Here is a 21,574-nt window from a genome sequence, read left to right as displayed (position 1 = left end):
TATGGCGGTGGCGGAGGGATTTGAACCCTCGGACGGGGGTTACCCGTCACACGCTTTCGAGGCGTGCTCCTTAGGCCGCTCGGACACGCCACCGTGTGGCAGCGTACCTAACAACGAGCGGACTACTCCAATCGCTGCCGCGCGAAGAACACCTCCAGCGGCGCCGCGCACTCCTCGGCCAGCACTCCGCCCACGACTGCGGGCCGGTGCGTCAGCCTGCGGTCGCGCACCACGTCCCAGAGCGAGCCCACCGCGCCGGTCTTGGGTTCCCACGCGCCGAAGACCAGCCGGGACACCCTCGCCATCACCAACGCACCGGCGCACATCGTGCACGGTTCGACGGTCACCGCGAGCGTGGTGCCCTCGAGCCGCCACCCGTCGCCGAACACCGCCGCCGCCGCGCGCATGGCCAGGATCTCCGCGTGCGCCGTCGGATCCCCGAGCTCTTCGCGCGCGTTGGCGGCCCGCGCCAACTCGGTTCCGTCGGGCCCGAACACCACCGCGCCGACCGGCACATCGCCGGGGCCTGCGCCGCCTGCGGCATCGAGTGCGGCGCGGATGAGGTCGTCGTCGGTCACCGATCGAGACGGTCGAGCACCGCCGACAGTTCCTCGGCGAAACCCATCTCGCGCGCGATGCGGCCCAGTTGCTCGTCGGCGTAGAGGTCGTACTCCGAGATGATCACGCCGAGTACCGCCTCGGGCAGGCCGATGTCGGACAACAAACCCAGATCGCCCTCCTCGAACGGCTCGGCTTCGTCGAGGTCGTCGGGACCGATGTCGGCGTCGAGCTTCTCCAACACCTCGGCGGCGATGTCGTAGTCCAGCGCCGCGGTGGCATCCGAGAGCAGCAGCCGGGTCCCTGCGGGTGCGGGCCGCACGATCACGAAGAACTCGTCGTCGACGTCCAGCAGCCCGAAAACGGCCCCTGCACTGCGCAGTTCCCGTAGTTCGGTTTCCGCCGACGCCAGGCTCGTCAGCGCAGCGCGACGCATCGGCGAGCAGCGCCACTTGCCGTCCTCACGGACGACGGCAACCCCGAAGCCGTCAGGCGCATCGGCGTCCTTCGCAGGTGCCCGCTGTGGTCCCATGGGCGCTTACGCTAGTCCCCGACCAGCGACTTTGACCAGCAATCCACACCAGCCGCGAGTCCGGCGAACAAGACCATATGCCACCCTTGATGCCGTGACTAAACCGCCCGTCTGTGTGCTTGGCCTCGGCCTGATCGGCGGCTCGGTGATGCGAGCGGCGGCCGACGCGGGCCGGGAGGTCTTCGGCTACAACCGGTCGATCGAAGGCGTCCGTGCGGCCACCGTGGACCGGTTCGACGCGGGAGAGAACATCGAGAAGGTGCTGAAGCGCGCCGCGAAAACCGGCGCGCTGATCGTCATCGCCGTGCCCGTGCCCGCGCTGTCGATCGTGCTGGGCCACGTTCGGGCGCTGGCGCCGGACTGCCCGCTGACAGACGTGACGAGCGTCAAGGGCGCCGTGCTCAACCAGGTGAAGTCGGTCGGGCTGCTCGCCAACTTCGTTGGTGGTCATCCGATGGCGGGCACCGCTCAATCCGGCTGGGCGGCAGGCGACAGCGGCCTGTTCGTCGGCGCGCCGTGGGTCGTCAGCGTCGACGACCATGTCGACCCGAAGGTCTGGGCGATGGTGATGGACTTGGCGTTGGACTGCGAAGCCATCGTCGTCCCCGCCAGATCCGACGAGCACGACGCCGCGGCCGCCGCCATCTCCCACCTGCCGCACCTGATGGCCGAAGCCCTGGCCGCCACCGCCGGTCAGGTGCCGCTTGCCTTCGCGCTGGCCGCCGGCTCGTTCCGCGACGGCACGCGGGTGGCAGCTACCGCACCAGATCTGGTGCGCGCGATGTGCGAAGCGAACTCCGAACAGCTGCTGCCTGCGCTCGACCGGTCCATCGAGATGCTGACGAAGGCGCGCAAATCGTTGGCAAGGGACGGCTCGGTCGCCGAACTCGTCGAGGAAGGTCACGCCGCCCGGATGCGGTTCTCCAACTTCCAGCGGTCACAGATCATCACGACGGTCATCGGCCAGAACGGTTGGCGTGACGAGCTTGCCGCCGCCGGCCGCGCCGGCGGGGTGATCAAATCCGCTCTGCGAGTCCGGGATAGTCGAGGATGAAGCCCTCGGAGTCGACCGTCACCGTCGTATCGGCCACCGGCGAATGCAGTTTGATGCCGTCGGACGCACTGTTGTAGCTGATCGTCACGGGGTTCACCGCCAGGTCGGGCAGCGATACGTAGACCACCGGAACGGCGAGCGAGTCGTTGCGCTGATACAACCCGGTTCGCCGAATCGGCAGCGTGTTGAAGAACGGACTGAAGATCACGTCGACGTCCAGCGCACCGTCGTAGGCCGCCCGATTGGTTTGACCCGAATGGTCCTGAACCAGCCACATGTTCTCTTCGTCGCGTGCGATGGACAGCTGCCGTTCGCGCTCGGCGAGTGTCACCGTCAGTGAGAGCCGCTTGGTGGCGCCGGATTCGTCGGTCACCAGATCGTAGGAAGCGGAGAATGGCGGGTGCGTTTTCGTTGCCGCGGCGACGATGCGGCCGTACGCCTTGATCCGTTTGTTGGACAGCTGCACCCGCACGGATTCCATTCGACGAACGTCGTGGGCGCGCCACGTCAAGATGGCGGGCCAGGGAGCGGGTTCTGCACTCACCCGTCTACCGTAGGCGACGGACGGCCACCTTCGTACCCCGCTTCGGAGGTGCTTTTTCTCCGATCCTCCGACGGCGTGCGCGATTCGAACGCGACTTCGTCGTCCAGCAACGGTTGTGGCATTCTCCGCAGCCGCCCGCTGCCGGGCACCGACGTCCACACCGCGAACGCCAACGCACCGTCGAGGATCAAAGCGAGTGCGGTCACCATGAGGGCGCCGACCAACGCCAGGTAGAACTCGCGCACCTTGATCCCGTCGATCAGATACCGGCCGAGGCCACCGAGGCTGGCGTACGCGGCGACGGTCGCGGTCGCGACGATTTGCAGCGTCGCGGTCCGCAGACCTCCGAGAATCAGCGGCATCGCGTTGGGCACCTCGACACGCAGAAGGATCCGGCGTTCGGTCATGCCCATCGATCGCGCCGCGTCGACCACCGCACGGTCGACGTTGGCGATGCCGGAGTAGGTGCCCGCCAGCAACGGCGGAATACCGAGGAGCATCAGCGCGACCGTCGGCGGCACCAGGCCAAGACCCCACAGCAGCACACCGAGGAGCAGCACCCCGAGCGTCGGCAGCGCCCGCAGCGCGTTCACACCGGTGACGACCAGGAAGGTGCCCCGTCCGGTGTGCCCGATGATCATGCCGATCGGTATGGCGATCAACGCCGAGAAGAACACCGCGATCACGGTGTACTGCAGATGCTCGCCGATGCGGGCGGCCAATCCGGCTGGACCCGCCCAGTTGGCCGCGGTGAAGATGAACGACAGCGCCTGGTCCAGGAAGTTCATGCCGCCTCCCCGACCGTCGCCGTCGCCTCCGGTCGCGCCGTGCCGCCTGCCCGTGCTGCACGTGTCCACGGCGTGATGACCCGCCCGGCGAGCATGATCAACGCGTCTATGACGATCGCCAGCACGAAGATCGCGATGATGCCTGCGATGATCTGATCGCTCTTGTTCGACTGGTAGCCCTCGGTGAACCAGGTGCCGAGACCGCCGATACCGATCACCGACCCGACCGCCACCATCGAGATGTTGGTGACGGCGACGACGCGCAGGCTCGCAACCAGCACCGGAATTGCAAGCGGCAGTTCGACTTTCAGCATTCGAGTCAGCGGCTTGTACCCGACGGCGGTCGCCGCGTCGAGCACCGCTGGTGACACCGCGTCGAGCGCCTCGGGCACCGCGCGCACCAACAGCGCGACGGTGTAGAGCGTCAGTGCCACGATCACGTTGGCCTCGTCGAGGATTCGCGTCGGGATGATCAGTGGCAGCACGACGAACAGCGCCAGCGACGGGATTGTGAAGATGATGCTCGCACTGACGGTGGTGAGCCGTCGCAGCAGCGTCGTGCGTTGCACGAGCGCACCCAGCGGTACGGCGATCAGCAGACCGAGCACGATCGGAATGAGCGACAACCGCAGATGGATGACGGTGAGGGTCCACAGGTCGTCGAGGTGAGTGAAGAGATAGCGCACCGGCTACCCCACCTCCGGGACACGCCGCTGCTCGTCCAGCTGTTTGATCACGTCGTCGGCTCGCACTCCGCCGATGAGTTGACCGTCGTCGTCGACCACCACCCCCAAGCCAGTCGGTGAGGACAGCGCCGCGTCGAGCGCCAACCTCAGCGTGCCGTCGGGCCGGAAGAAGGATCCACCCCCGACGGTGCTGTCGTACAGCGAGCTGCCCTTGCGGTGCACGTCAACACCCTCGGCGTTGATCCACGCGAAAGGCTTGCCGTCCTTGATCACCAACGCCCACTCCTCTGGCCCGAGGGCGAGTGCGTGGACATCGGATTCGGTCACCGATCTGACGTCGTGTAGCGGCAACCCCGTCGCGTGGAAGAACTGTAGGCCGCGGTAGCCGCGGTCAGCGCCGACGAAGCCCGCCACGAGTTCGTTGGCCGGGTTCGACAACACGAACTGCGGGTCGGCGTACTGCAGCAGCGCACCGCCCCGGCCGAACACCGCAACCTTGTCGCCGAGCTTGACCGCCTCGTCGATGTCATGGGTGACGAACACGATGGTCTTGCGGAGTTCGCTTTGCAGCCGCACGATCTCGGCCTGCAGATCCTCGCGCACGACGGGGTCCACAGCGGAGAACGGTTCGTCCATCAACAGGATCGGGGGGTCCGCCGCCAGCGCCCTCGCCACGCCGACGCGCTGCTGCTGGCCACCTGACAACTGGGAGGGGTAGCGGTCCCCCAGCTTCGGGTCGAGGCCGACGCGCTCCATCACCCCCAACGCGGCTTTGCGTGCGCTGCGCCGGGATTCGCCGCGCAGCACGGGCACGGTCGCGACGTTGTCGACCACCCGCAGGTGCGGCATCAGCCCGGCGCTCTGGATCACGTAGCCCATCCCCAGCCGGAGCTTGACCGCGTCGACCTTGGTCACGTCCTCGCCGTTGACCGTCAGCGTGCCCGACGTCGGGTCGATCATCCGGTTGATCATCCGCATCGACGTGGTCTTGCCGCAGCCGGACGGACCGACGAACACGGTCAACGTTCCCTCCGGCACCTCCAGCGTCAGGTCGTCGACGGCGACCGTGCCATCCGGATACTTCTTGGTGACGTTCTCAAAATTGATCATTGCGCTCACTTCTGGACAGGCTTGTCGAAGCCGTTGGCCTTGATCCACTTTTTCGCAGCCTCGTCGGGATCGATGCCCTGGTTGCCCTCCACCGCGGTGTTCATGTCGATGAGCGCCTCGGTGGTCAGCTTCGCACTGACGGCGTCGAGCACCGTTTTGAGATCGTTGGACATCTTCTGCGAGGCCACCAGCGGCACGACGTTCGCGGCCAGGAAGACGTTCTTCGGGTCCTCCAGCACCACAAGCTTGTTCTGCTCGATTGAGGGCGACGTGCTGAAGATGTTCGCGGCGGTGACGGCGTTTTCGGTCAACGCCTTGACCGTTGCCGGACCGCCGCCGTCGCTGATCGCGATGAAGTTGGCCGGCGCGATGTCGAGGCCGTATTTCTCCTTGAGTCCCACCAGACCTGTGACACGGGTCTGGAATTCTGACGGCGCACCGACTTTCACCTCGGCGGAGTGTGGGACCAGATCCGCAATCGACTTCAGGCTCCACCGCTGCGCGGTCGCCTCCGTGACGGCGAGCGTGTCCTTGTCCTCGGCGGGCGACGGGTAAAGAATCGACAGGTCGCCCGGGAGCGCTTTGAGCAGCCCGAGCAGCACCGCGTCCGGGGTGGTAGCGGTGGTCTCCTTGTCGAAATACTGCAGCAGGTTGCCGGTGTACTCCGGTATCAAATCGATCGAATGATCCTGCACCGCAGGGATGTACGTCTCGCGGCTGCCGATGCCGAACTGGCGGGTGACGGTGAAGCTGTTGGCCTCCAGCGCTTGCGCGTAAAGCTCGGCGATGATCTTCGACTCGGTGAAGTCGGCCGAACCGACTTTGATCGATTTGAGATCACCCGAGATCTCCCCGCCGCCCAACGGGTTGGAACTGCCACAGGCCGCTGTGACCAACGCCAGAACGGCCGTTACCAGTGCCAGATACCGCCTACGTGTCTTCGACATACCGCTCGACATACTCAATGTCCTCTCGGCGCATCACTCCACCGGACCCTATCGGCATGTGCGGTCACCCGCCGCGCTTTGCATTCACCGTGAAAGTGACGGTTTGTTTCATTCCCGGGCCGAAGGGGCAAAGATGGACGCATGACCACCGATCCGTCCGTGTCACCAGACCGGCCTCATGGCTTGACACCGCCGCTTGCCGGCGAGCCGGTTCCGCCGCCGCTGGCGGACCTGCCGGAGGTGCCCGCCGAGGCGGCGCCTCCGCCGCAGAACGCGGTCCACTTCACTCGTGCAGCGGCGCTGTGGTCGGCGCTGATCGGCGGGTTCCTGATCCTGATCCTGCTGTTGGTGTTCATCATGCAGAACACCAACTCCATCACCATCAACTTCTTCGGATGGAACTGGAACCTGCCACTGGGCGTCGCGATCCTGCTGTCAGCCGTGGGTGGTGGCCTCCTGACCGTTGCGGTGGGGACCGCCCGCATCGTTCAGCTCCGCCGAGCGGCGAAGAAGAATCTGAAGGCCCGCCTCTAGCGGCGGCTTGCACCGCAGGCAGGCCGGAATGTGAACCGATCCTCTTTTGTTGACGTGTCACGTAAGGGCAGTAGGCTCACTTCAACGTGATCCGTCACGCAGAGCGCAGGAGGTCGGCGCCATGGGCGTAGTACAGGACAGGACCGCCCTGGTGACGGGCGGTACCTCGGGCATTGGGCTGGCGGCCGCACGGCGGCTGGCGGACGAGGGCGCGCACGTCTTCATCGCGGGGCGCAGTCGGCAGCGCCTGGATGAGGCCGTCGCCCAAATCGGTCCAAACGCAACAGGTGTGGTGAGCGACGTCAGCAACTTCACCGAGATCGACGCGGTGGCTGAAGCGATCCAAGCCCATGGACGCGGCCTCGACGTGGTCTTCACCAACGCGGGTGGAGGATCGTTCGCGCCGATTGCGGAGGTCACCGTCGAGCACTACCTCGACACGTTCAACCGCAATGTCGGCGGCACACTGTTCACGGTGCAGAAGGTGATTCCGCTGCTCAATCGCGGCGCGTCCATCATCTTGGCCGGGTCGACCGCGGCATCGAGGGGCACGCCCGCGTTCGGCGTCTACGCCGCATCGAAGGCGGCTGTGCGATCCCTCGGCCGGACCTTGGCCGCCGAACTGGCCGACCGCGGCATCCGAGTCAACACCCTCGTTCCGGGACCGGTCGAGACTCCCGGTTTGACGGGGCTGGCTCCCGCGGGCGGCGAGTCGGAGCTGCTGGCACAGATGGCCGACGGTGTCCCCATGAAGCGAGTGGGGAATGCCGACGAGATCGCCTCGGCGGTGGCGTTTCTCGCCTCCGATGCCAGCAGCTACATGACCGGTAGCGAGCTTTTCGTCGACGGCGGCGAAGTCCAGATTTGACCGACGTGTTCGGTTAGTCCGGTCGTGGCAGCGTGCCTTTCCGCAGGATCGTCTGGTAAACCTCACCGAGCAGGTCGGCGAGCTCGTCGGCGGCGGCGTCGTCCAAGTCGGAGAAGAACAATGTGCGCACCCAGGCGACGTGCTTGGGAGCGGCGGACTGCAGCAGGCGCCAGCCTTGCGGCGTCAGCATGGCGTCGGTGGCGCGGCCGTCGACCTCCGACGCGATCCGCTCGACGAGCCGCCGCGTCTCCATGCGACGAAGTTGGTGCGACAGCCTGCTTCGCTCCCAACCGATTCGGGTGGCCAACCTGCTCGACTGCAACCTGCGCCCCGGTTCGTTCGACAGTGCGTTCATGACGGTGTAGTCGGCGAGCGAAACGCCGAAGTCGGCCTGAAGCTGGCGGTTCATCTCGTACTCGAGCCGGTGATAGACCCCCATGTAATTGAGCCACGTCCGCTCCTGCGTCGCGGTGAGCCATACGCGCTGCGCCATGGCGTTCATGATCACAGTTGGTTGATCTATCACACAATCAGGCGCCGTCGACACGGCCCGCCCGGCCTTCAACTGAGCGCGTTGAGGCCCTCGGCCATCAGCGGGCCGACCGCCTGATCCACTTCGTCTGTGTCGACGGCGACGCCGCCGCCCATCCGCGCCCGGAACGCGATGCCCGCCGCGATGATCGCCACCTTGAAATATCCGAGCGCCAGGTAGAAGTCCCAGTTGTCCAGTGATTGTTCGGCCGCAACGGAATAGCGGTTCGCGAGGTCGTCGGCCTCGGGCATGAGCGGCGAAGCCCACGCCGAACTCGCGTGGATCACGTTGAACAACGGGTGGCGATACACGCACATCAGGGCGGCGTCGCTGATCGGATCGCCGAGCGTGGACATCTCCCAATCCAGCACCGCCAGCACCTTCTCGGCATCGTCGTCGTCCAGCATGGTGTTGTCGATGCGATAGTCACCGTGCACGATCGAGCTGCGGCTCTGCGACGGAAGAGCCTCTGCCAGAGCGGAATGCAGTCGCCGGACATCGGCGTCGAAGGGATCGTCCTCGCGCTTGACCAGATCCCACTGCGAGCCCCACCGCCGCACCTGGCGTTCGAGATACCCGGTGGGTTTGCCGAAGTCGCCGAGGCCGACTGCCTGCGGGTCGACGGAATGGAGGTCGGCGAGCACCTTGATCAGAGCGTCGATGCAGCTGCTGATCGCTTCCTTGTCGCCCAGCGCCTCGAGCTGGTCGGTGTGGCGGACAACCCGGCCGGGCACGTACTGCACCATCTGGAAGGGCGCACCGCCGACCGAGTCGTCATCGCGCATGGTGACAGCCCGCGCGACCGGGACGGGGGTGTCCTGCAACGCGGCGACGACCCGGTATTCGCGCGCCATATCGTGTGCCGACGGCGTCAGGCCGTGCAGCGGCGGCCTGCGCAGCACCCACTTCGACTCGTCGTCGCCGACCAGAAACGTCAGATTCGACCGGCCACCCGAGACCAGCTCGCCCCACAGCTCGCCGCTGCGCGGTATGCCCGCCTCCCGCAGGTGGCGGTCAAGGGCGGCGAGGTCGAGCCCTTCCAGCGAAGTCGTCACCGGACTTGTCTACCATCGCTGATTTCTCGGCAGCAGGTCCCATACGTGTTCGGTGCCGTTGACCGACGCGACGTAGAGCTCGCCCTTCCGGGAGGACAACAGCCGGGTGATGCCGGCGTAGTCGACATTGACGCAGAGGATCTTGTCGGTGCGAAGGATGCTGTGCAGCAGGCCGTTGATCACCCCGCCGTGACTGAACACCGCAACAGTGTCTTCGTGGTCGGCTGTGGCTGCGAGGTCGCGAATGCCCTCGTTGATACGGGAAAGGAACGCGGTCTCGTCGACGGTGCTCGGAAGGTGGCCGCTGGCAAGCCGGGCCAGCTCCTCGGGATACTCGGCGGCGATCTGCTCGATCGGGATGTAGTGCTTGAGGTCCCGGTCGTACTCGGCGAGGCGATCGTCGATCTCGATCGCGAGACCGAGCGCGTCGGCGACCGGCTGCGCGGTCTGCACCGCACGCCGCTGCGGGCTGCTGACCAGACGGCTGATCGGATAGCGCGCCAACGCGTCCGGGAGGCGCTTGGCCTGCTCGATGCCGTCGGCGGACAGGTCGGGGTCAGAGCCTTTGCCCGGCTCGCTGCGAAGCGGCAACGCGTGCCGGACCAGTAGCAATTGCACCGTGACACCATATGACCACCGAAGCGAGGAGGACCGATATGGGTTACGCCGACGAGCTGTTCGACCTCACCGACCGGGTCGTCCTGGTCACCGGCGGCAGTCGCGGACTCGGTCGCGAGATGGCGTTCGCCGCGGCGCGCTGCGGCGCCGACGTCATCATCGCCAGTCGCAAGCTGGAGGCCTGTCAGGTCACCGCCGAGGAAATCGCCTCGGCCACCGGACGCACCGCGATGCCGTATGCGGTGCACGTCGGCCGGTGGGATCAGCTCGACGGGCTGGTCGACGCGGCTTACGAACGGTTCGGCAAGGTCGACGTCCTCATCAACAACGCGGGTATGTCGCCGCTGTACGAATCGCTGGACGCCGTCTCCGAGAAGCTGTTCGACACCGTCATCAACCTCAACCTGAAGGGTCCGTTCCGGTTGTCGACCCTGGTGGGTGCGCGCATGGTGGCCGACGGTGGCGGATCGATCATCAACGTGAGCTCGAGCGGGTCGCGCCGGCCGCGGCCCGAGCAGCTGCCGTACTCGGCGGCCAAGGCGGGGGTCAACGCGTTGACCGAGGGGCTCGCACTCGCCTTCGGCCCGACGGTACGGGTCAACACGTTGATGCCGGGTCCCTTTCTCACCGACATCAGCAAGGCGTGGGACATCCCGGCGACGACCAGGGGCGCGCAGAATTTCGCGCTCAAGCGGCTCGGCAATCCAGCCGAGATCATCGGGGCCGCTTTGTATCTGGCGTCGGATGCGTCGAGCTACACCAGCGGGTCGATCATCCGGGTGGACGGTGGGATCCCTTAGCCGTCACGGCTCGATGATGTTGAAGCCGGGGTCCGGCCGGTCCACCACTGCGATGATCGACGGCAAAGCCTCTGGGTCGCCGGAGATTTCGATCCCCGGCGAGTCGGCATCACCTACGGCGAACGCGAGCAGCCGCATCTTGTTCGCGAGCCTGACGGTCGACTGCGCTGTCGACTCGTCCGCTTGAGCCTTCCGGTAGACGAGCACTCCGTTGCGCAGCGTGAGCCGGTAGTTGGTCGCGGTGTCCAGGAACGTGACGTCGACGGCGACGTCCAGGTCCCAGGCCCGCGGACCGTCGATGTTGATCGCGAACGTGTCGAACATCTGCTCGGGTGACAGCTGGGCGAGCATTGACGGAGACGCCGGCTGGGTCGGTGTGCCGAAGTTGCCATCCCGCAGTTCCGTTGCCCCGGAGAGGAAGAAGTTGCGCCATACGGCGTTTTCAGCGCCGTACGCCAGCTGCTCGAGCGTGTCGGCGTAGAGCTCGCGGGCAGTTGCGTGATGGTGATCGGTGAAGATTGCATGGTCGAGCAACGTTGCCGCCCAGCGGAAGTCACCGGTGTCAAACGCCCTTCGGGCGGTCTCGACGACGTTGTCGATTCCGCCCATCGCCTCGACGTAGCGCGGTCCGATGGCCTCCGGCGGATGCGCCCACAACCGGCCCGGGTTGCCGTCGAACCATCCCATGTAGCGCTGGTACACGGCCTTGACGTTGTGGCTGACCGATCCGTAGTAACCGTGTGCATGCCACGCCTTCTCCAATGCGGGAGGCATTTGGAAGTCCTCGGCGATCTCGATTCCGGTGAATCCCTGGTTGAGCTGCCGCAGTGTCTGGTCGTGCAGATAGGAGTACAGATCCCGTTGCAGCGACAGGAATTCGACGATCCGATCCTTGCCCCAGGTCGGCCAGTGATGGGATGCGAACACCACGTCGGTCCGATCGCTGAACGTGTCGATCGCCTCGGTCAGATAACCGGCCCAGCCGTGCGGGTCCCGCACCAGTGCGCCACGCAACGTCAACAGGTTGTGCAGGTTGTGGGTTGCGTTCTCCGCCATGCACAGTGCGCGGAACTTCGGGAAGTAGAAGTGCATCTCGGCGGGCGCCTCGGTTCCCGGCGCCATCTGGAATTCGATCTCGACCCCGTCGATTGTGTGCGTCTCGCCGGTTTCGCGAATGTCGAGCGTGGGCACGATCAACGCAACCTCGCCTGCGGAGGCAACCTGACCCAGTCCGCAGCCCACCTGTCCGCGCGGTCCGCGTGCCAACGCGGCCCCGTACATGTATCCGGCGCGGCGCCCCATTGCCGTTCCGGCGTACACGTTCTCCTGGACGGCATGCTGCGTGAAGTGCTCGGGCGCAATCACCACGACCTCGCCCGCATCGACGTCGGCCTGCGTGGTGACACCGAGAACGCCACCGAAGTGGTCGACGTGGCTGTGGGTGTAGATGACAGCGCTGACCGCCCGATTCCCTCGATGCGTTCGGTACAGCGCAAGGGCCGCCGCCGCCGTCTCCGTCGACACGAGCGGATCGATGACGACGATGCCGTTGTCGCCCTCGATGAAACTGATGTTGGAGAGGTCAAGGCCGCGGACCTGGTAAATGCCCTCAACCACTTCGTAGAGTCCTTGCTTGGCGCACAGTTGGCTCTGCCGCCAGAGGCTGGGGTGCACCGTTGCCGGTGCCTCACCGCTCAGGAACGCGTAGGCATCGTTGTCCCATACCACCCTGCCGTCGGCCGCCTTGATGACACACGGTTCCAGTGCGCCGATGAATCCGCGGTCGGCGTCGTGGAAATCCGAGGTGTCGGAGAACGGCAAGTTGTCGACGTGCCCGCGGTTCGCCGATTCGATGACGGCGGTGGGCGGCTTCTGAATCATGCCGCCGACATTGCCACCAAATCCCGCTATGCGGGTTCTGTTGGCGCGAAAACCTCGATCACACCGTTGATTTCACGCACGCGGAACTTCGGCAGCGGCGGTGGTGGTGTCGGCAGCTGATGGGTCAGCGTCTCGCCATCCAGCGAGAAGGACGTCGAGTGGCACGGGCACCGCAGCCGGCTGTCGGGTGCGTCCAGCCACAGCTTGCAGCCCTGATGGGTGCAGATGCCCGAGACGGCCTCGACTTCGGCGTCGACGCGATGGACGAACCCGTTGACCGCACCGAGGTCGAACGCGAGCGCTCCCCCCTTCGGCAGGTCGGCACTCGCGCCGACGGCATGCCACGACCCGGCGTTCGGTTCGAGCACATCCTGGCTGGGCGTCGCGGCTTCAGTCGGCGGTCGAGTCGGAGCCAGCAGGCTGCGGCCGACGACGATGCCGGTGGCCGCGGAGGCCGCCGCAAGGCCGGTGCCGATGACCACCTGCCGACGGGTGCCCGACGGCCCCCACGACGACCGGTTCTCGGCCTGCTGGGTCTCGCCGATCTGCTCGGCCAGCCGGCGATGCAGGTCGGTGATGAATTCCTCACGCGGCAAGTCGCTGCCCGTGCGGGCGGCGCGCATCTCGATGGCCGTCTTCATCTCTTGAGCGTCGAGATCGTCGGGGCGTGCCCGCCCGGTGCGCTGGCCCCGCAGCAGGCCGTCGACGAAGCGGCGCACTGGTCGTCCGCTCACAGCGCCTCCTCACTGATTCGCGCAGCCGTCTGTAGTGCCCGATGCTGCAACACCTTGGCATTCGCGACGCTAACACCCATCTGTCCCGCCGCCTCGCGAACCGAGAAGGCTTGCAGGAAACGCAGTTCCAGGATGCGCCGATAGTTGTCGGGCAGCTTCGTCAGCACCCGACGAACCCGATCGGGGGCATCCGACTCGACAGTTTCCTGCCCGCTTTCATCGGGCAGGTCATCCTCGATCGCCGTGATCTGCCTGCCCATCCGGTCCCGCCAGTACGACGCGAGCACCGTGCGCGCGGTCATCTTCAGGTACTTGCGCACCTCCGGCACCGTCGCCGAGACGCGCAGCGGCTTCAGTGCCGTCATGAAAACCTCGGCGGTGAGATCTTCCGCGTCGGGCTGGTTGCCCACCTTCGAGTACATCAGCCGGTACACCCAGGTGACGTTGTCGCGGTACACCGCATCCCAATCCGGATACGCCGCAGCCGTCACGGCTCGCAGTCCTCCCTCTGGGCGGGACTCACGCACCGGCCGGAGTCGAGGACGGCGCGCCTCATTCTGGCTCGCCATCATGGGCCACCGTCCTCGAATCGACCTTGGAGTTTGCTGTGTACCGGGCTAGACCCGGACACCGGAGATACGTGCGGGAGCGTCGGCGCGGCTCATCCGGCGGTCCAACGAGTAGCCGCCTGCACCGACGATGAGCAGGAAAATGCTGCCGCACAGCATCGCGATCTCGAGCCGGCCCTCGTGGAAGAAGTCCCAGAAGCCGTGTTCCTTCGGATACAACGCCGCGCTGCCGAACAGCAGCGGCACCTTGGTGAAACCGAGGGCACCGATCATGTCGATGATCATCGGCAGCGTGGCCAATCGAACCAGCAGGCCGGCGAGGATCGCAACACCGCAGCCGATTTCGAACACCGCGTCCAGGTAGGCGGTGAAGGTGGAGAACGGGATGTCGACCTTTGCGAAGCGGCCGGGCCCGAGAGCCTCGGGGCGAAGGAACTTCAGGAAGCCTTCACCGATGAAGATCAGCCCCACATAGAGGCGGATCCAGACGACGGCGCCCGAGGCGCGGGTCGCGGTCAATTGAGTCAGCGAGAGTTCGCGCTGCGACATGTTCGTATGCCTTTCTTCTTGGATGGTCCCTAACGAGATAGGCAGCGGGGTTACACCGCTGGGTGATTGACTCTCAACATGGGTGTGCGTCGAGTGGTGACCGGACACGACGAGTCCGGGAAGTCCGTGTTCGCAAGTGACGAGACCGTCGAACCCGACCGGCCGAATCTTCTGCCGTCGTCGGAGTTCTTCCAGCTTTGGGGCGGTGACACCACACCGCAGTTCCCCGGCGACGGGTCGATGCCGAAGTGGCGGTCCTATTTTCCGCCCATCGGCGGCTTCCGCTTCGGGATGCTCACCATTCCGCCGGAAACCGGTGCCGCCGAGCAGGACTTCACGAACGTCGAGGACGCGATCGCCGACGTCGAGGCCAAGCTCCCCGGCCTTCTGAAATACATGGACCCATCCGATCCCGGCATGCACGCCACCGACACCATCGACTTCGAGGTGGTGCTCGAGGGTACGGTCGTGCTCGAACTCGACGACGGCGCCGAGGTCACGTTGAACCCCGGCGACACGGTCGTGCAGAACGGCACCCGGCACCGGTGGAAGAACCCCGGCGACAAGCTGGCCCGGATGGCCCTGTTCATCTGCGGGGCCAACCATTCCGCCGTGCCGCCCGCGTGACGGCTATACCGCAGCACTAGCCGCCGTGCTCGGCAAGCCACGCCTGAGCCCGACGATTCGAAGCCCGGGACAGCCAGGCGTCAGCAATGACCTCGGTCAGCTCCTGCCTGCCGATCTCGTGCAACCTACTGGCGCGCACCAACACCGACGGGTGCCCGTCGAACCGGTCGGTGGTGAAGAACGGCGAATGCGGGTCCTGCAGAAGCGCGAGCTTGTCACTCTCGGACTCCACCCAGATCATGATCACGTCGGCGTAGCGCTCGCCCGTTTCGGGATCCTCGGCGTCGGGCTGCGGCGTGCGGAAGAACACGAACGACTTCCCGCCCACCTGGTAGATGGAATTGCCCTTCGGGCCCTCGATCCGCGTGGCGTGGGGCATGCCGGAGGCGATCTCGTGCACATCGTCGATCTTCGCCGGTCGGTCACGCACCACGGCGCTCCAGGCGATGCAGGGTGACGTCGGACAACACACCGTCGTCGACGATCGCGGTCATATAGGTGCAGAACGGTTGGCGGCGGCGGTCGGTCGGCGACCCCGGGTTGAGCAGGCGCAGTCCGGTCGTCGCCGTGCTGTCCCACGGGATGTGGCTGTGCCCGAACACCAGGACGTCGGTGTCGGGATACTGCTTCGCCATTCGCGAATCCCGGCCGCCGGAACCACCGGTCTCGTGAACCACCGTGAACCGCACACCGCCGAGCGTGACGTCGGCGCGTTCGGGCAGACGCGCCCGCAACTCCTCACCGTCGTTGTTGCCCCAGCACGCGACGAGGCGAGCGGCCCTGGCCTCCAGCGCGTCGAGCAGTGCAGGCTCTACCCAGTCGCCGGCGTGCACGACGACGTCTGCTCTGGCCACCTCGTCCCACACCCGGTCCGGCAAGTCGCGGGCCCGCTTCGGCACGTGGGTGTCGGCGATCAGCAGCAGCCGCACGGTCAGCTAGTCGCGAGCAGCTCGGCCATCTTGGGCATGAGCGCCTGCAGTCCCTTGAACGGGCGCACCATCACCTTGACCGACACGATCTGCTCGGCGTCGTTCCAATGGATCATGTCGATGCCGTTGACGTACTTCCCGTCGATGGTCGCGGCGAACTCGAGAATCGCCGACCGCTCGCCGTACCACTTCTGGACGTAGTGGAAGTCGGTGTCGCCGAAGACCTTTGCAGCCGCGGTCAGATATGCCAGCGTCGTGTCGCGGCCTTTCTGCGGGCTGAACACGGCGGGCGAGTAGAACACTGCGTCCTCGGCGAGCAGGCTTTCCAGCTCCGAAGTGCGGCCGTTCTCGATGATGTCGATCCAGCGCGCGATGACCGGTGGCGTCATGTTTACGACCCTAGCGTCAGAAAAAGATTGTAAGCACTCACTATCTTTGGTACGGTCGTCGCCATGACCTACGACGTGATCCTTCGCAACGGCCTGTGGTTCGACGGCACCGGCAGCCGCCCGCAACGCCGCACGCTGGGCATTCGCGACGGCATCGTTGCCGCGGTGTCCGCGGCACCCCTGGACGAGACGGGCTGCCCGGACGTCATCGACGCCGACGGCAAATGGATCGCCCCCGGCTTCATCGACGTGCATACGCACTACGACGCCGAGGTGCTGCTCGATCCCGGCTTGCGGGAGTCCGTGCGGCACGGCGTGACGACACTCCTGCTGGGCAACTGCTCGCTGTCGACGGTGTACGCCGACTCCGAGGACGCCGCCGATCTGTTCAGCCGCGTCGAAGCGGTGCCCCGCAAGTTCGTGCTCGGCGCCCTGGAAGCCAAGAGGATATGGACGTCGGCCGCCGAATACGTGCAGACGCTCGACGACCTGCCACTCGGGCCGAACGTCAGTTCCATGCTCGGCCACTCGGACCTGCGCACCTCGGTCCTCGGACTCGAGCGTGCCACCTCAGACGTCAAACCGACCGGTGCCGAACTCGAGCGGATGGCCACGTTGCTCGACGAGGCGCTCGACGCCGGCCTTCTCGGCATGTCCGGCATGGATGCGCCCATCGACAAACTCGACGGTGACCGCTTCCGGTCCCGCGCGCTGCCGTCGACCTTCGCGACCTGGCGGGAGCGCCGGAGGCTGATCAAGGTGCTGCGTAAACGCGGCCGCATCCTCCAGAGCGCGCCCAACACGAAGAACCCCCTCGAGGCGCTGAACTTCTTCCTCACCAGCAGCGGGATGTTCGGCCGTCGGCGTGGCGTCCGGATGAGCCTGCTCGTCTCCGCCGACGCCAAGTCCAACACCGGCGCCGTGCATGTATTCGGCCCGGGCACAAGAATTCTCAACAGACTGCTCAACTCGTTTGTCCGGTTCCAGCACCTGCCCGTGCCGTTCGAGCTGTACTCCGACGGCATCGACCTGCCGGTCTTCGAGGAGTTCGGCGCCGGCACCGCGGCCCTTCACCTTCGCGATCAGATCGAGCGCAACGAACTGCTCGCCGATCCGCAGTACCGCCGACGCTTCCGCGCTTCGTTCGACCGCAAAAAACTCGGCCCGACGCTGTGGCACCGCGACTTCCACGACGCCACGATCGTGGAGTGCCCGGACAATACGTTGATCGGCAAGAGCTTCGGCCAGATCGCCGACGAACGCGGCATGCACCCGCTGGATGCCTTCCTCGACGTGCTCGTCGAGAACGGTGAGCGCAATGTGCGGTGGACGACGATCGTCGCCAACCACCGGCCCAAGCACCTCAACGCGCTCGCCATCGATCCGTCGGTTCACATGGGCTTCTCCGACGCCGGTGCGCACCTGCGCAACATGGCCTTCTACAACTTCCCGGTGAAATTGCTTCGCCGGGTCCGCGACGCCGAGCTGGCCGGTAAGCCGTTCATGACGGTCGAGCATGCGGTGCACCGGCTCACCGCCGAGGTCGCCGAGTGGTTCGGGCTGGCGGCCGGCACGCTGCGCGAAGGTGACCGCGCCGACTTCGTCGTCATCGACCCGGCCGGCCTCGACGACTCGGTGGATGCCTATCACGAGGCCAAGGTGCCGTTCTACGGCGACCTGTCCCGGATGGTGAACCGCAACGACGCAGCAGTAGTCGCTACCGGCGTCAACGGCGCGGTCGTATTCCGCGACGGCGAGTTCCGCGACGGCTACGGGGAGACGGTGAAGTCCGGACGGTTCCTGAAGGCCGGGCAGACCGACCGGGAATCCGTGTCCGCCTGAGATGGCCAGAACCCAGCAGCAGCGTCGGGAGGACACGATCGCCCGCCTGCTCGACGCGAGCATCGACACCATCATCGAGGTCGGCTACGCCCGCGCTTCGGCGAAGATGATCACGCAGCGCGCGCAGGTGTCCGACGGAGCGTTGTTCCGCCACTTCCCCACCATGGGTGACTTCATGGCGGCAACGGCCCAGGAGGCCGGACGGCGGCTACTCGAAGCGGCGGCGAGACGCGTCGCCGCGATTCCGGCGAACAAGCCGACTCTGCAGGAGGCGCTGACGATCGTCCGCGACGTCACCGCCAGCCCGACCAATACCGTGATCTACGAACTGGCCGTCGCCGCCCGCACCGACGACAAGCTTCGGGAGACGCTGCGCGATGTCATGGCGATGTACATGGCCGAAATTTTCGAGACGGTGCGGGCGGTGCTTCCCGACGAGATCGAGGCGGCGGGCGAAGAGAGTTCCTTGGCCATGTTCGCGCTGGTGCTCGGTGCGTTCAACGGCACCTCGATGTTCCAGCATGTACTTGATCCGCCGGATATCCACAAAGCGCAGATTCCTTTGCTGATATCGCTTTTGGGCGCGCCCGTGACCGTGATGTGACCCACCGCTCTTCGCGGTCGCCATAGGCTGGAGACGTGTCGGAGCAGCGAGCGGCGAAGCCTGCCAAGCTGATCCTGTACATCCTCACCGCGGGCCTGCTCCTGGCGGCCTTGGTGTTTCCGTTCGTCGGCGGCGCAGGCGCGGTGGCCAACCGACTCTCCGACAGGGCGGCCCAGGAGGCGGCTGAGCTCCTGGAGGGCCAGGTGCCGGTCATCTCCACGATGGTCGACGCCGCGGGTAATCCGATCGCGTGGATTTTCACCCAGCGCCGCTGGGTGGTTCCCGGCAACCGCGTCGCCGACACGATGAAGCTGGCCATCGTGTCGATCGAGGACAAGCGGTTCGGTGTGCACAACGGAGTGGACGTGCAGGGCTCGCTCACCGGGCTGGCCGGCTACCTGCAGGGCGCAGTCGACACCCGCGGCGGTTCGACGATCGAGCAGCAGTACGTCAAGAACTACAACTTCCTGGTGGGCGCTCACAACGATGCGGAGCGCCGGGCGGCGATCGAGACGACGCCGGTGCGCAAGCTGCGCGAGATGCGGATGGCGCTGGAACTGGACAAGGCGCTGCCCAAGGCGGAGATCCTGACCCGGTATCTGAACCTGGTGTCGTTCGGCAACGGCAGCTTCGGTGTGCAGGATGCCGCGAAGACGTATTTCGGTGTCAACGCCAGCGACCTCAACTGGCAGCAGGCGGCGCTCCTGGCCGGGATGGTCCAGTCGACGAGCGCGCTCAATCCCTACACGAATCCCGAGGGTGCCTTGGCGCGCCGAAACCTGGTGCTCGACACGCTCATCGAGAACGTCCCGGCCAGAGCCGACGAGATCCGCGCCGCAAGGGCGGCGCCGTTGGGTGTCCTGCCCAAGCCCGCACCGCTGCCGCAGGGCTGTATCGGGGCCGGCGATCGCGCCTTCTTCTGTGATTACGCGCTGTCGTATCTCGCCCGTGCGGGCATCGAGAAGGACGACCTGGCGCGAAACGGCTACCTGATCCGCACCACCCTCGATCCCAAGGTGCAGGACTCCGTCAAGAAGGCCATCGACAAGGTCGCGAGTCCCACGCTGGAGGGCGTCGCCAGCGTGATGAGCGTCATCAAGCCGGGCAGGGACGCGCACCGCGTGTTGGCGATGGGCGACAACCGCACGTACGGGCTCGAGCTCGGTGCCGGGCAGACCGTGCAGCCGCAGCCGTTCACATCGGTCGGAGACGGCGCGGGCTCGGTGTTCAAGATCTTCACCACCGCCGCGGCGCTCGACATGGGGATGGGCATCAACGCCCAACTCGACGTTCCTGCGAAGTTCGAAGGCGCGGGACTGGGTGACAGCAACACCCCCGGTTGTCCCCCACGCACGTGGTGCGTCAAGAACGCGGGCGGCGGCGGGCGCGGCCCGATGAGCGTCACCGATGCGCTGGCCCAGTCCCCGAACACGGCTTTCGCCAAGCTGATTGCGCAGGTCGGTGTTCCGCGCGCAGTAGACATGGCAGTGCGGCTGGGGATGCGTTCCTATGCCGAGCCGGGCAGCGCCAGGGACTATGACCCGGACAACAAGGGCAGCCTCGCCGACTACGTCAAGCAGCAGAACCTCGGCTCGTTCACCCTCGGACCACTCGAGCTCAATGCGCTCGAGTTGTCGAACGTGGCCGCCACGCTGGCGTCGAGCGGCATGTGGTGCCCGCCCAACCCGATCGACAAGCTGATCGACCGGAACGGGCGCGAAGTGCCCCTTCCGCAGACGAAGTGTGAACAGGTCGTGCCCGAGGGCCTCGCCAATACGCTTGCCAACGCGCTCGGCAAGGACCACATCAGCGGGACGGCAGCGAGCTCGGCCGGTTCCGTCGGCTGGACCCTGCCGATGTCGGGGAAGACGGGCACCACCGAGTCGCACCGCTCGTCGGCGTTCCTCGGGTTCACCAACCAGTACGCCGCCGCGAACTACATCTTCGACGACACCCCCGCGCCATCCGACCTGTGCTCATGGCCACTGCGCAGATGCTCGAGCGGAAACCTGTACGGCGGCAACGAACCTGCGCGTACGTGGTACCTCGCGATGAAACCGATCGCTAATGACCTCGGCCCGGTGGCGATGCCCCCGACCGATCCGCGCTACGTGAACGGCGCGCCGACCGTTCAGCTGCCCAGCATCACCGGTCTGAAATTCGATGCCGCGCGTAAACGCCTGCAGGACGCCGGTTTCCAGGTCGCCGACCAGCCGTCGCCGGTGGACAGCTACCTGTCGAAGGGGTCGATTGTCGGCACCACGCCGAAGGACAAGGCCGTGCCCGGCTTCCTGATCACGATCAACACCAGCAACGGCGTCTCGCCCGCGCCGGTGTACTACCCGCCCCGCCGGCCGGACGCACCGCCCCCGCCGCCTCCCGATGTGCTGCCACCGCCTGATGCCAACATCATCGACGCCCCCGGCTTGCCGCCGGTATTTCTGCCTGTGCCCGCCGCACCGGCGCCGCCCGGCGCACCACCACCGCCTTAGCCGGTTTTCGAAGCACGCAACGGCTTTCGGCCCCTTCAGCACTTGCCGATCCAGACGTGCGCCGTGTCGGTCCGGAGAACCTGATTCCCGACGACAATGGAGTCGGCCGGCACCGTCTTCTGTGCTGGTTGTACGAACACCGTTGCTAACGCCGATCAGCCCGCATCCGATCCGAGGGCGGTGCGGGTTAGACAGTGATGGCCGGCGTGGCGCGGGTTACTTACACTCCGGCCTCCCCGGCCATCACTTGGCAGAGCGCACAAGCGCCGCCCAGATCCCCATAGCCGTCGCTTGGGTACCTGGTGCCTGCCCGAAGCCCCGGGAAATAGCGT

25 protein-coding genes and 1 tRNA gene are annotated in these 21,574 nt (G+C 66.2%); 8 read left to right on the top strand and 18 right to left on the bottom strand.

Going from position 1 to position 21,574, the window contains the following annotated elements; translation table 11 throughout:
- Positions 1–2: 2 nt before the first annotated feature.
- From QOC76_RS03245 to QOC76_RS03235, 3 genes are all read right to left on the bottom strand, one after another.
- Positions 3–93: transfer RNA gene (locus QOC76_RS03245), tRNA-Ser, on the bottom strand.
- A gap of 29 nt (positions 94–122) precedes the next feature.
- On the bottom strand, positions 123–578 hold the full coding sequence (locus QOC76_RS03240) for a nucleoside deaminase (protein WP_526354110.1): 456 nt from the start codon (positions 576–578) through the stop codon (positions 123–125).
- A complete protein-coding gene (locus QOC76_RS03235; protein ID WP_526354108.1) occupies positions 575–1,090 on the bottom strand; it encodes a tRNA adenosine deaminase-associated protein in 516 nt (171 codons plus the stop codon). Before QOC76_RS03235 ends, QOC76_RS03240 begins: the two co-directional genes overlap by 4 nt.
- A gap of 94 nt (positions 1,091–1,184) precedes the next feature.
- Here QOC76_RS03235 and QOC76_RS03230 point away from each other — a divergent pair, with 94 nt between their 5' ends.
- Entirely contained in the window at positions 1,185–2,144 is a 960-nt protein-coding gene (locus QOC76_RS03230) for a prephenate dehydrogenase (protein WP_526354106.1), read from the top strand.
- Here the strand turns inward: QOC76_RS03230 and QOC76_RS03225 are convergent.
- Genes QOC76_RS03225 through QOC76_RS03205 form a run of 5 tightly spaced genes read right to left on the bottom strand, consistent with a single transcriptional unit; the run spans position 2,107 to position 6,219 of the window.
- A complete protein-coding gene (locus QOC76_RS03225; RefSeq protein ID WP_526354104.1) occupies positions 2,107–2,688 on the bottom strand; it encodes a putative glycolipid-binding domain-containing protein in 582 nt (193 codons plus the stop codon). The genes QOC76_RS03230 and QOC76_RS03225 overlap by 38 nt on opposite strands.
- Positions 2,685–3,476: an ABC transporter permease gene (locus tag QOC76_RS03220; RefSeq protein WP_526354101.1), complete on the bottom strand. Its 792-nt coding sequence runs from the start codon at positions 3,474–3,476 to the stop codon at positions 2,685–2,687. The genes QOC76_RS03225 and QOC76_RS03220 overlap by 4 nt, the downstream gene beginning before the upstream one ends.
- On the bottom strand, positions 3,473–4,162 hold the full coding sequence (locus QOC76_RS03215) for an ABC transporter permease (RefSeq protein WP_526354099.1): 690 nt from the start codon (positions 4,160–4,162) through the stop codon (positions 3,473–3,475). Before QOC76_RS03215 ends, QOC76_RS03220 begins: the two co-directional genes overlap by 4 nt.
- A 3-nt stretch (positions 4,163–4,165) precedes the next feature.
- Positions 4,166–5,272: an ABC transporter ATP-binding protein gene (locus QOC76_RS03210; RefSeq protein ID WP_526354097.1), complete on the bottom strand. Its 1,107-nt coding sequence runs from the start codon at positions 5,270–5,272 to the stop codon at positions 4,166–4,168.
- A 5-nt stretch (positions 5,273–5,277) separates the two neighbouring features.
- The gene (locus QOC76_RS03205; RefSeq protein WP_526354095.1) at positions 5,278–6,219 is read right to left on the bottom strand and encodes an ABC transporter substrate-binding protein; all 942 of its coding nucleotides are present in this window, start codon (positions 6,217–6,219) and stop codon (positions 5,278–5,280) included.
- A 141-nt stretch (positions 6,220–6,360) separates the two neighbouring features.
- On the opposite strand from QOC76_RS03205, the gene QOC76_RS03200 reads away from it, so the two are divergent.
- Positions 6,361–6,753: a LapA family protein gene (locus QOC76_RS03200; RefSeq protein ID WP_526354093.1), complete on the top strand. Its 393-nt coding sequence runs from the start codon at positions 6,361–6,363 to the stop codon at positions 6,751–6,753.
- A 121-nt stretch (positions 6,754–6,874) separates the two neighbouring features.
- On the top strand, positions 6,875–7,621 hold the full coding sequence (locus tag QOC76_RS03195; RefSeq protein WP_526354091.1) for an SDR family NAD(P)-dependent oxidoreductase: 747 nt from the start codon (positions 6,875–6,877) through the stop codon (positions 7,619–7,621).
- Positions 7,622–7,634: 13 nt separating this feature from the next.
- Here QOC76_RS03195 and QOC76_RS03190 read toward each other — a convergent pair whose 3' ends face one another.
- The 3 genes from QOC76_RS03190 to QOC76_RS03180 all read right to left on the bottom strand — a co-directional run bounded on the left by QOC76_RS03190 (position 7,635) and on the right by QOC76_RS03180 (position 9,826).
- Positions 7,635–8,114, bottom strand: a complete 480-nt coding sequence (locus tag QOC76_RS03190) for a MarR family winged helix-turn-helix transcriptional regulator (protein WP_526354089.1) — start codon at positions 8,112–8,114, stop codon at positions 7,635–7,637.
- Between the two features lie 68 nt (positions 8,115–8,182).
- A complete protein-coding gene (locus tag QOC76_RS03185; RefSeq protein WP_526354087.1) occupies positions 8,183–9,208 on the bottom strand; it encodes a phosphotransferase family protein in 1,026 nt (341 codons plus the stop codon).
- Between the two features lie 9 nt (positions 9,209–9,217).
- A complete protein-coding gene (locus tag QOC76_RS03180; protein WP_526354085.1) occupies positions 9,218–9,826 on the bottom strand; it encodes a histidine phosphatase family protein in 609 nt (202 codons plus the stop codon).
- A gap of 38 nt (positions 9,827–9,864) precedes the next feature.
- On the opposite strand from QOC76_RS03180, the gene QOC76_RS03175 reads away from it, so the two are divergent.
- Positions 9,865–10,626: an SDR family NAD(P)-dependent oxidoreductase gene (locus tag QOC76_RS03175; protein WP_526354112.1), complete on the top strand. Its 762-nt coding sequence runs from the start codon at positions 9,865–9,867 to the stop codon at positions 10,624–10,626.
- Positions 10,627–10,629: 3 nt separating this feature from the next.
- Here QOC76_RS03175 and QOC76_RS03170 read toward each other — a convergent pair whose 3' ends face one another.
- The 4 genes from QOC76_RS03170 to QOC76_RS03155 are packed head-to-tail and all read right to left on the bottom strand — an operon-like array spanning position 10,630 to position 14,359.
- Positions 10,630–12,507 (bottom strand): alkyl/aryl-sulfatase, encoded by a 1,878-nt coding sequence (locus QOC76_RS03170; RefSeq protein ID WP_526354083.1) that lies wholly within the window; start codon positions 12,505–12,507, stop codon positions 10,630–10,632.
- 26 nt (positions 12,508–12,533) lie between these two features.
- Positions 12,534–13,241 carry a Rieske (2Fe-2S) protein gene (locus QOC76_RS03165; protein ID WP_526354081.1) on the bottom strand — a complete coding sequence of 236 codons (708 nt, stop codon included), beginning with the start codon at positions 13,239–13,241 and terminating at the stop codon, positions 12,534–12,536.
- Positions 13,238–13,810 (bottom strand): RNA polymerase sigma factor, encoded by a 573-nt coding sequence (locus tag QOC76_RS03160; protein ID WP_526354079.1) that lies wholly within the window; start codon positions 13,808–13,810, stop codon positions 13,238–13,240. The genes QOC76_RS03165 and QOC76_RS03160 overlap by 4 nt, the downstream gene beginning before the upstream one ends.
- A 48-nt stretch (positions 13,811–13,858) precedes the next feature.
- Positions 13,859–14,359, bottom strand: coding sequence for a DoxX family protein (locus QOC76_RS03155; protein ID WP_526354077.1), 501 nt, complete (start codon positions 14,357–14,359; stop codon positions 13,859–13,861).
- A 78-nt stretch (positions 14,360–14,437) separates the two neighbouring features.
- Here QOC76_RS03155 and QOC76_RS03150 point away from each other — a divergent pair, with 78 nt between their 5' ends.
- Entirely contained in the window at positions 14,438–14,986 is a 549-nt protein-coding gene (locus QOC76_RS03150; RefSeq protein ID WP_526354075.1) for a cupin domain-containing protein, read from the top strand.
- A 16-nt stretch (positions 14,987–15,002) separates the two neighbouring features.
- Here the strand turns inward: QOC76_RS03150 and QOC76_RS03145 are convergent, their stop codons facing one another.
- From QOC76_RS03145 to QOC76_RS03135, 3 genes are read right to left on the bottom strand one after another with little or no spacing between them, the layout of a single operon-like run.
- Positions 15,003–15,416, bottom strand: coding sequence for an MmcQ/YjbR family DNA-binding protein (locus QOC76_RS03145; RefSeq protein WP_526354073.1), 414 nt, complete (start codon positions 15,414–15,416; stop codon positions 15,003–15,005).
- Positions 15,409–15,915 (bottom strand): metallophosphoesterase family protein, encoded by a 507-nt coding sequence (locus QOC76_RS03140; RefSeq protein ID WP_526354071.1) that lies wholly within the window; start codon positions 15,913–15,915, stop codon positions 15,409–15,411. Before QOC76_RS03140 ends, QOC76_RS03145 begins: the two co-directional genes overlap by 8 nt.
- Positions 15,916–15,917: 2 nt before the next feature.
- Positions 15,918–16,304, bottom strand: coding sequence for a nuclear transport factor 2 family protein (locus QOC76_RS03135; RefSeq protein ID WP_526354069.1), 387 nt, complete (start codon positions 16,302–16,304; stop codon positions 15,918–15,920).
- A gap of 63 nt (positions 16,305–16,367) precedes the next feature.
- On the opposite strand from QOC76_RS03135, the gene QOC76_RS03130 reads away from it, so the two are divergent.
- Genes QOC76_RS03130 through ponA2 form a run of 3 tightly spaced genes read left to right on the top strand, consistent with a single transcriptional unit; the run spans position 16,368 to position 21,242 of the window.
- On the top strand, positions 16,368–18,146 hold the full coding sequence (locus tag QOC76_RS03130) for an N-acyl-D-amino-acid deacylase family protein (RefSeq protein WP_526354067.1): 1,779 nt from the start codon (positions 16,368–16,370) through the stop codon (positions 18,144–18,146).
- Position 18,147: 1 nt separating this feature from the next.
- Positions 18,148–18,750: a TetR/AcrR family transcriptional regulator gene (locus QOC76_RS03125; protein WP_526354065.1), complete on the top strand. Its 603-nt coding sequence runs from the start codon at positions 18,148–18,150 to the stop codon at positions 18,748–18,750.
- A gap of 35 nt (positions 18,751–18,785) precedes the next feature.
- Entirely contained in the window at positions 18,786–21,242 is a 2,457-nt protein-coding gene (ponA2, locus tag QOC76_RS03120) for a transglycosylase/D,D-transpeptidase PonA2 (protein ID WP_526354063.1), read from the top strand.
- Positions 21,243–21,574: the final 332 nt, after the last annotated feature.

The organism is Mycobacterium sp., from assembly GCF_032159565.1.
GTDB lineage: Bacteria > Actinomycetota > Actinomycetes > Mycobacteriales > Mycobacteriaceae > Mycobacterium.
This window is presented reverse-complemented; position numbering and strand designations above follow the sequence as displayed.

Excerpts from the sequence above, each read along its gene's own strand:
- QOC76_RS03130 (WP_526354067.1), top strand. The coding sequence starts at position 16,368 with ATGACCTACGACGTGATCCTTCGCAACGGCCTGTGGTTCGACGGCACC.
- QOC76_RS03220 (WP_526354101.1), bottom strand. The coding sequence starts at position 3,476 with ATGAACTTCCTGGACCAGGCGCTGTCGTTCATCTTCACCGCGGCCAAC.
- QOC76_RS03235 (WP_526354108.1), bottom strand. The coding sequence starts at position 1,090 with ATGGGACCACAGCGGGCACCTGCGAAGGACGCCGATGCGCCTGACGGC.
- QOC76_RS03200 (WP_526354093.1), top strand. The coding sequence starts at position 6,361 with ATGACCACCGATCCGTCCGTGTCACCAGACCGGCCTCATGGCTTGACA.
- QOC76_RS03205 (WP_526354095.1), bottom strand. The coding sequence starts at position 6,219 with ATGTCGAAGACACGTAGGCGGTATCTGGCACTGGTAACGGCCGTTCTG.
- QOC76_RS03155 (WP_526354077.1), bottom strand. The coding sequence starts at position 14,359 with ATGTCGCAGCGCGAACTCTCGCTGACTCAATTGACCGCGACCCGCGCC.
- QOC76_RS03125 (WP_526354065.1), top strand. The coding sequence starts at position 18,148 with ATGGCCAGAACCCAGCAGCAGCGTCGGGAGGACACGATCGCCCGCCTG.
- QOC76_RS03150 (WP_526354075.1), top strand. The coding sequence starts at position 14,438 with ATGGGTGTGCGTCGAGTGGTGACCGGACACGACGAGTCCGGGAAGTCC.
- QOC76_RS03210 (WP_526354097.1), bottom strand. The coding sequence starts at position 5,272 with ATGATCAATTTTGAGAACGTCACCAAGAAGTATCCGGATGGCACGGTC.
- QOC76_RS03190 (WP_526354089.1), bottom strand. The coding sequence starts at position 8,114 with ATGGCGCAGCGCGTATGGCTCACCGCGACGCAGGAGCGGACGTGGCTC.
- QOC76_RS03195 (WP_526354091.1), top strand. The coding sequence starts at position 6,875 with ATGGGCGTAGTACAGGACAGGACCGCCCTGGTGACGGGCGGTACCTCG.
- QOC76_RS03160 (WP_526354079.1), bottom strand. The coding sequence starts at position 13,810 with ATGGCGAGCCAGAATGAGGCGCGCCGTCCTCGACTCCGGCCGGTGCGT.
- QOC76_RS03175 (WP_526354112.1), top strand. The coding sequence starts at position 9,865 with ATGGGTTACGCCGACGAGCTGTTCGACCTCACCGACCGGGTCGTCCTG.
- QOC76_RS03170 (WP_526354083.1), bottom strand. The coding sequence starts at position 12,507 with ATGATTCAGAAGCCGCCCACCGCCGTCATCGAATCGGCGAACCGCGGG.
- QOC76_RS03135 (WP_526354069.1), bottom strand. The coding sequence starts at position 16,304 with ATGACGCCACCGGTCATCGCGCGCTGGATCGACATCATCGAGAACGGC.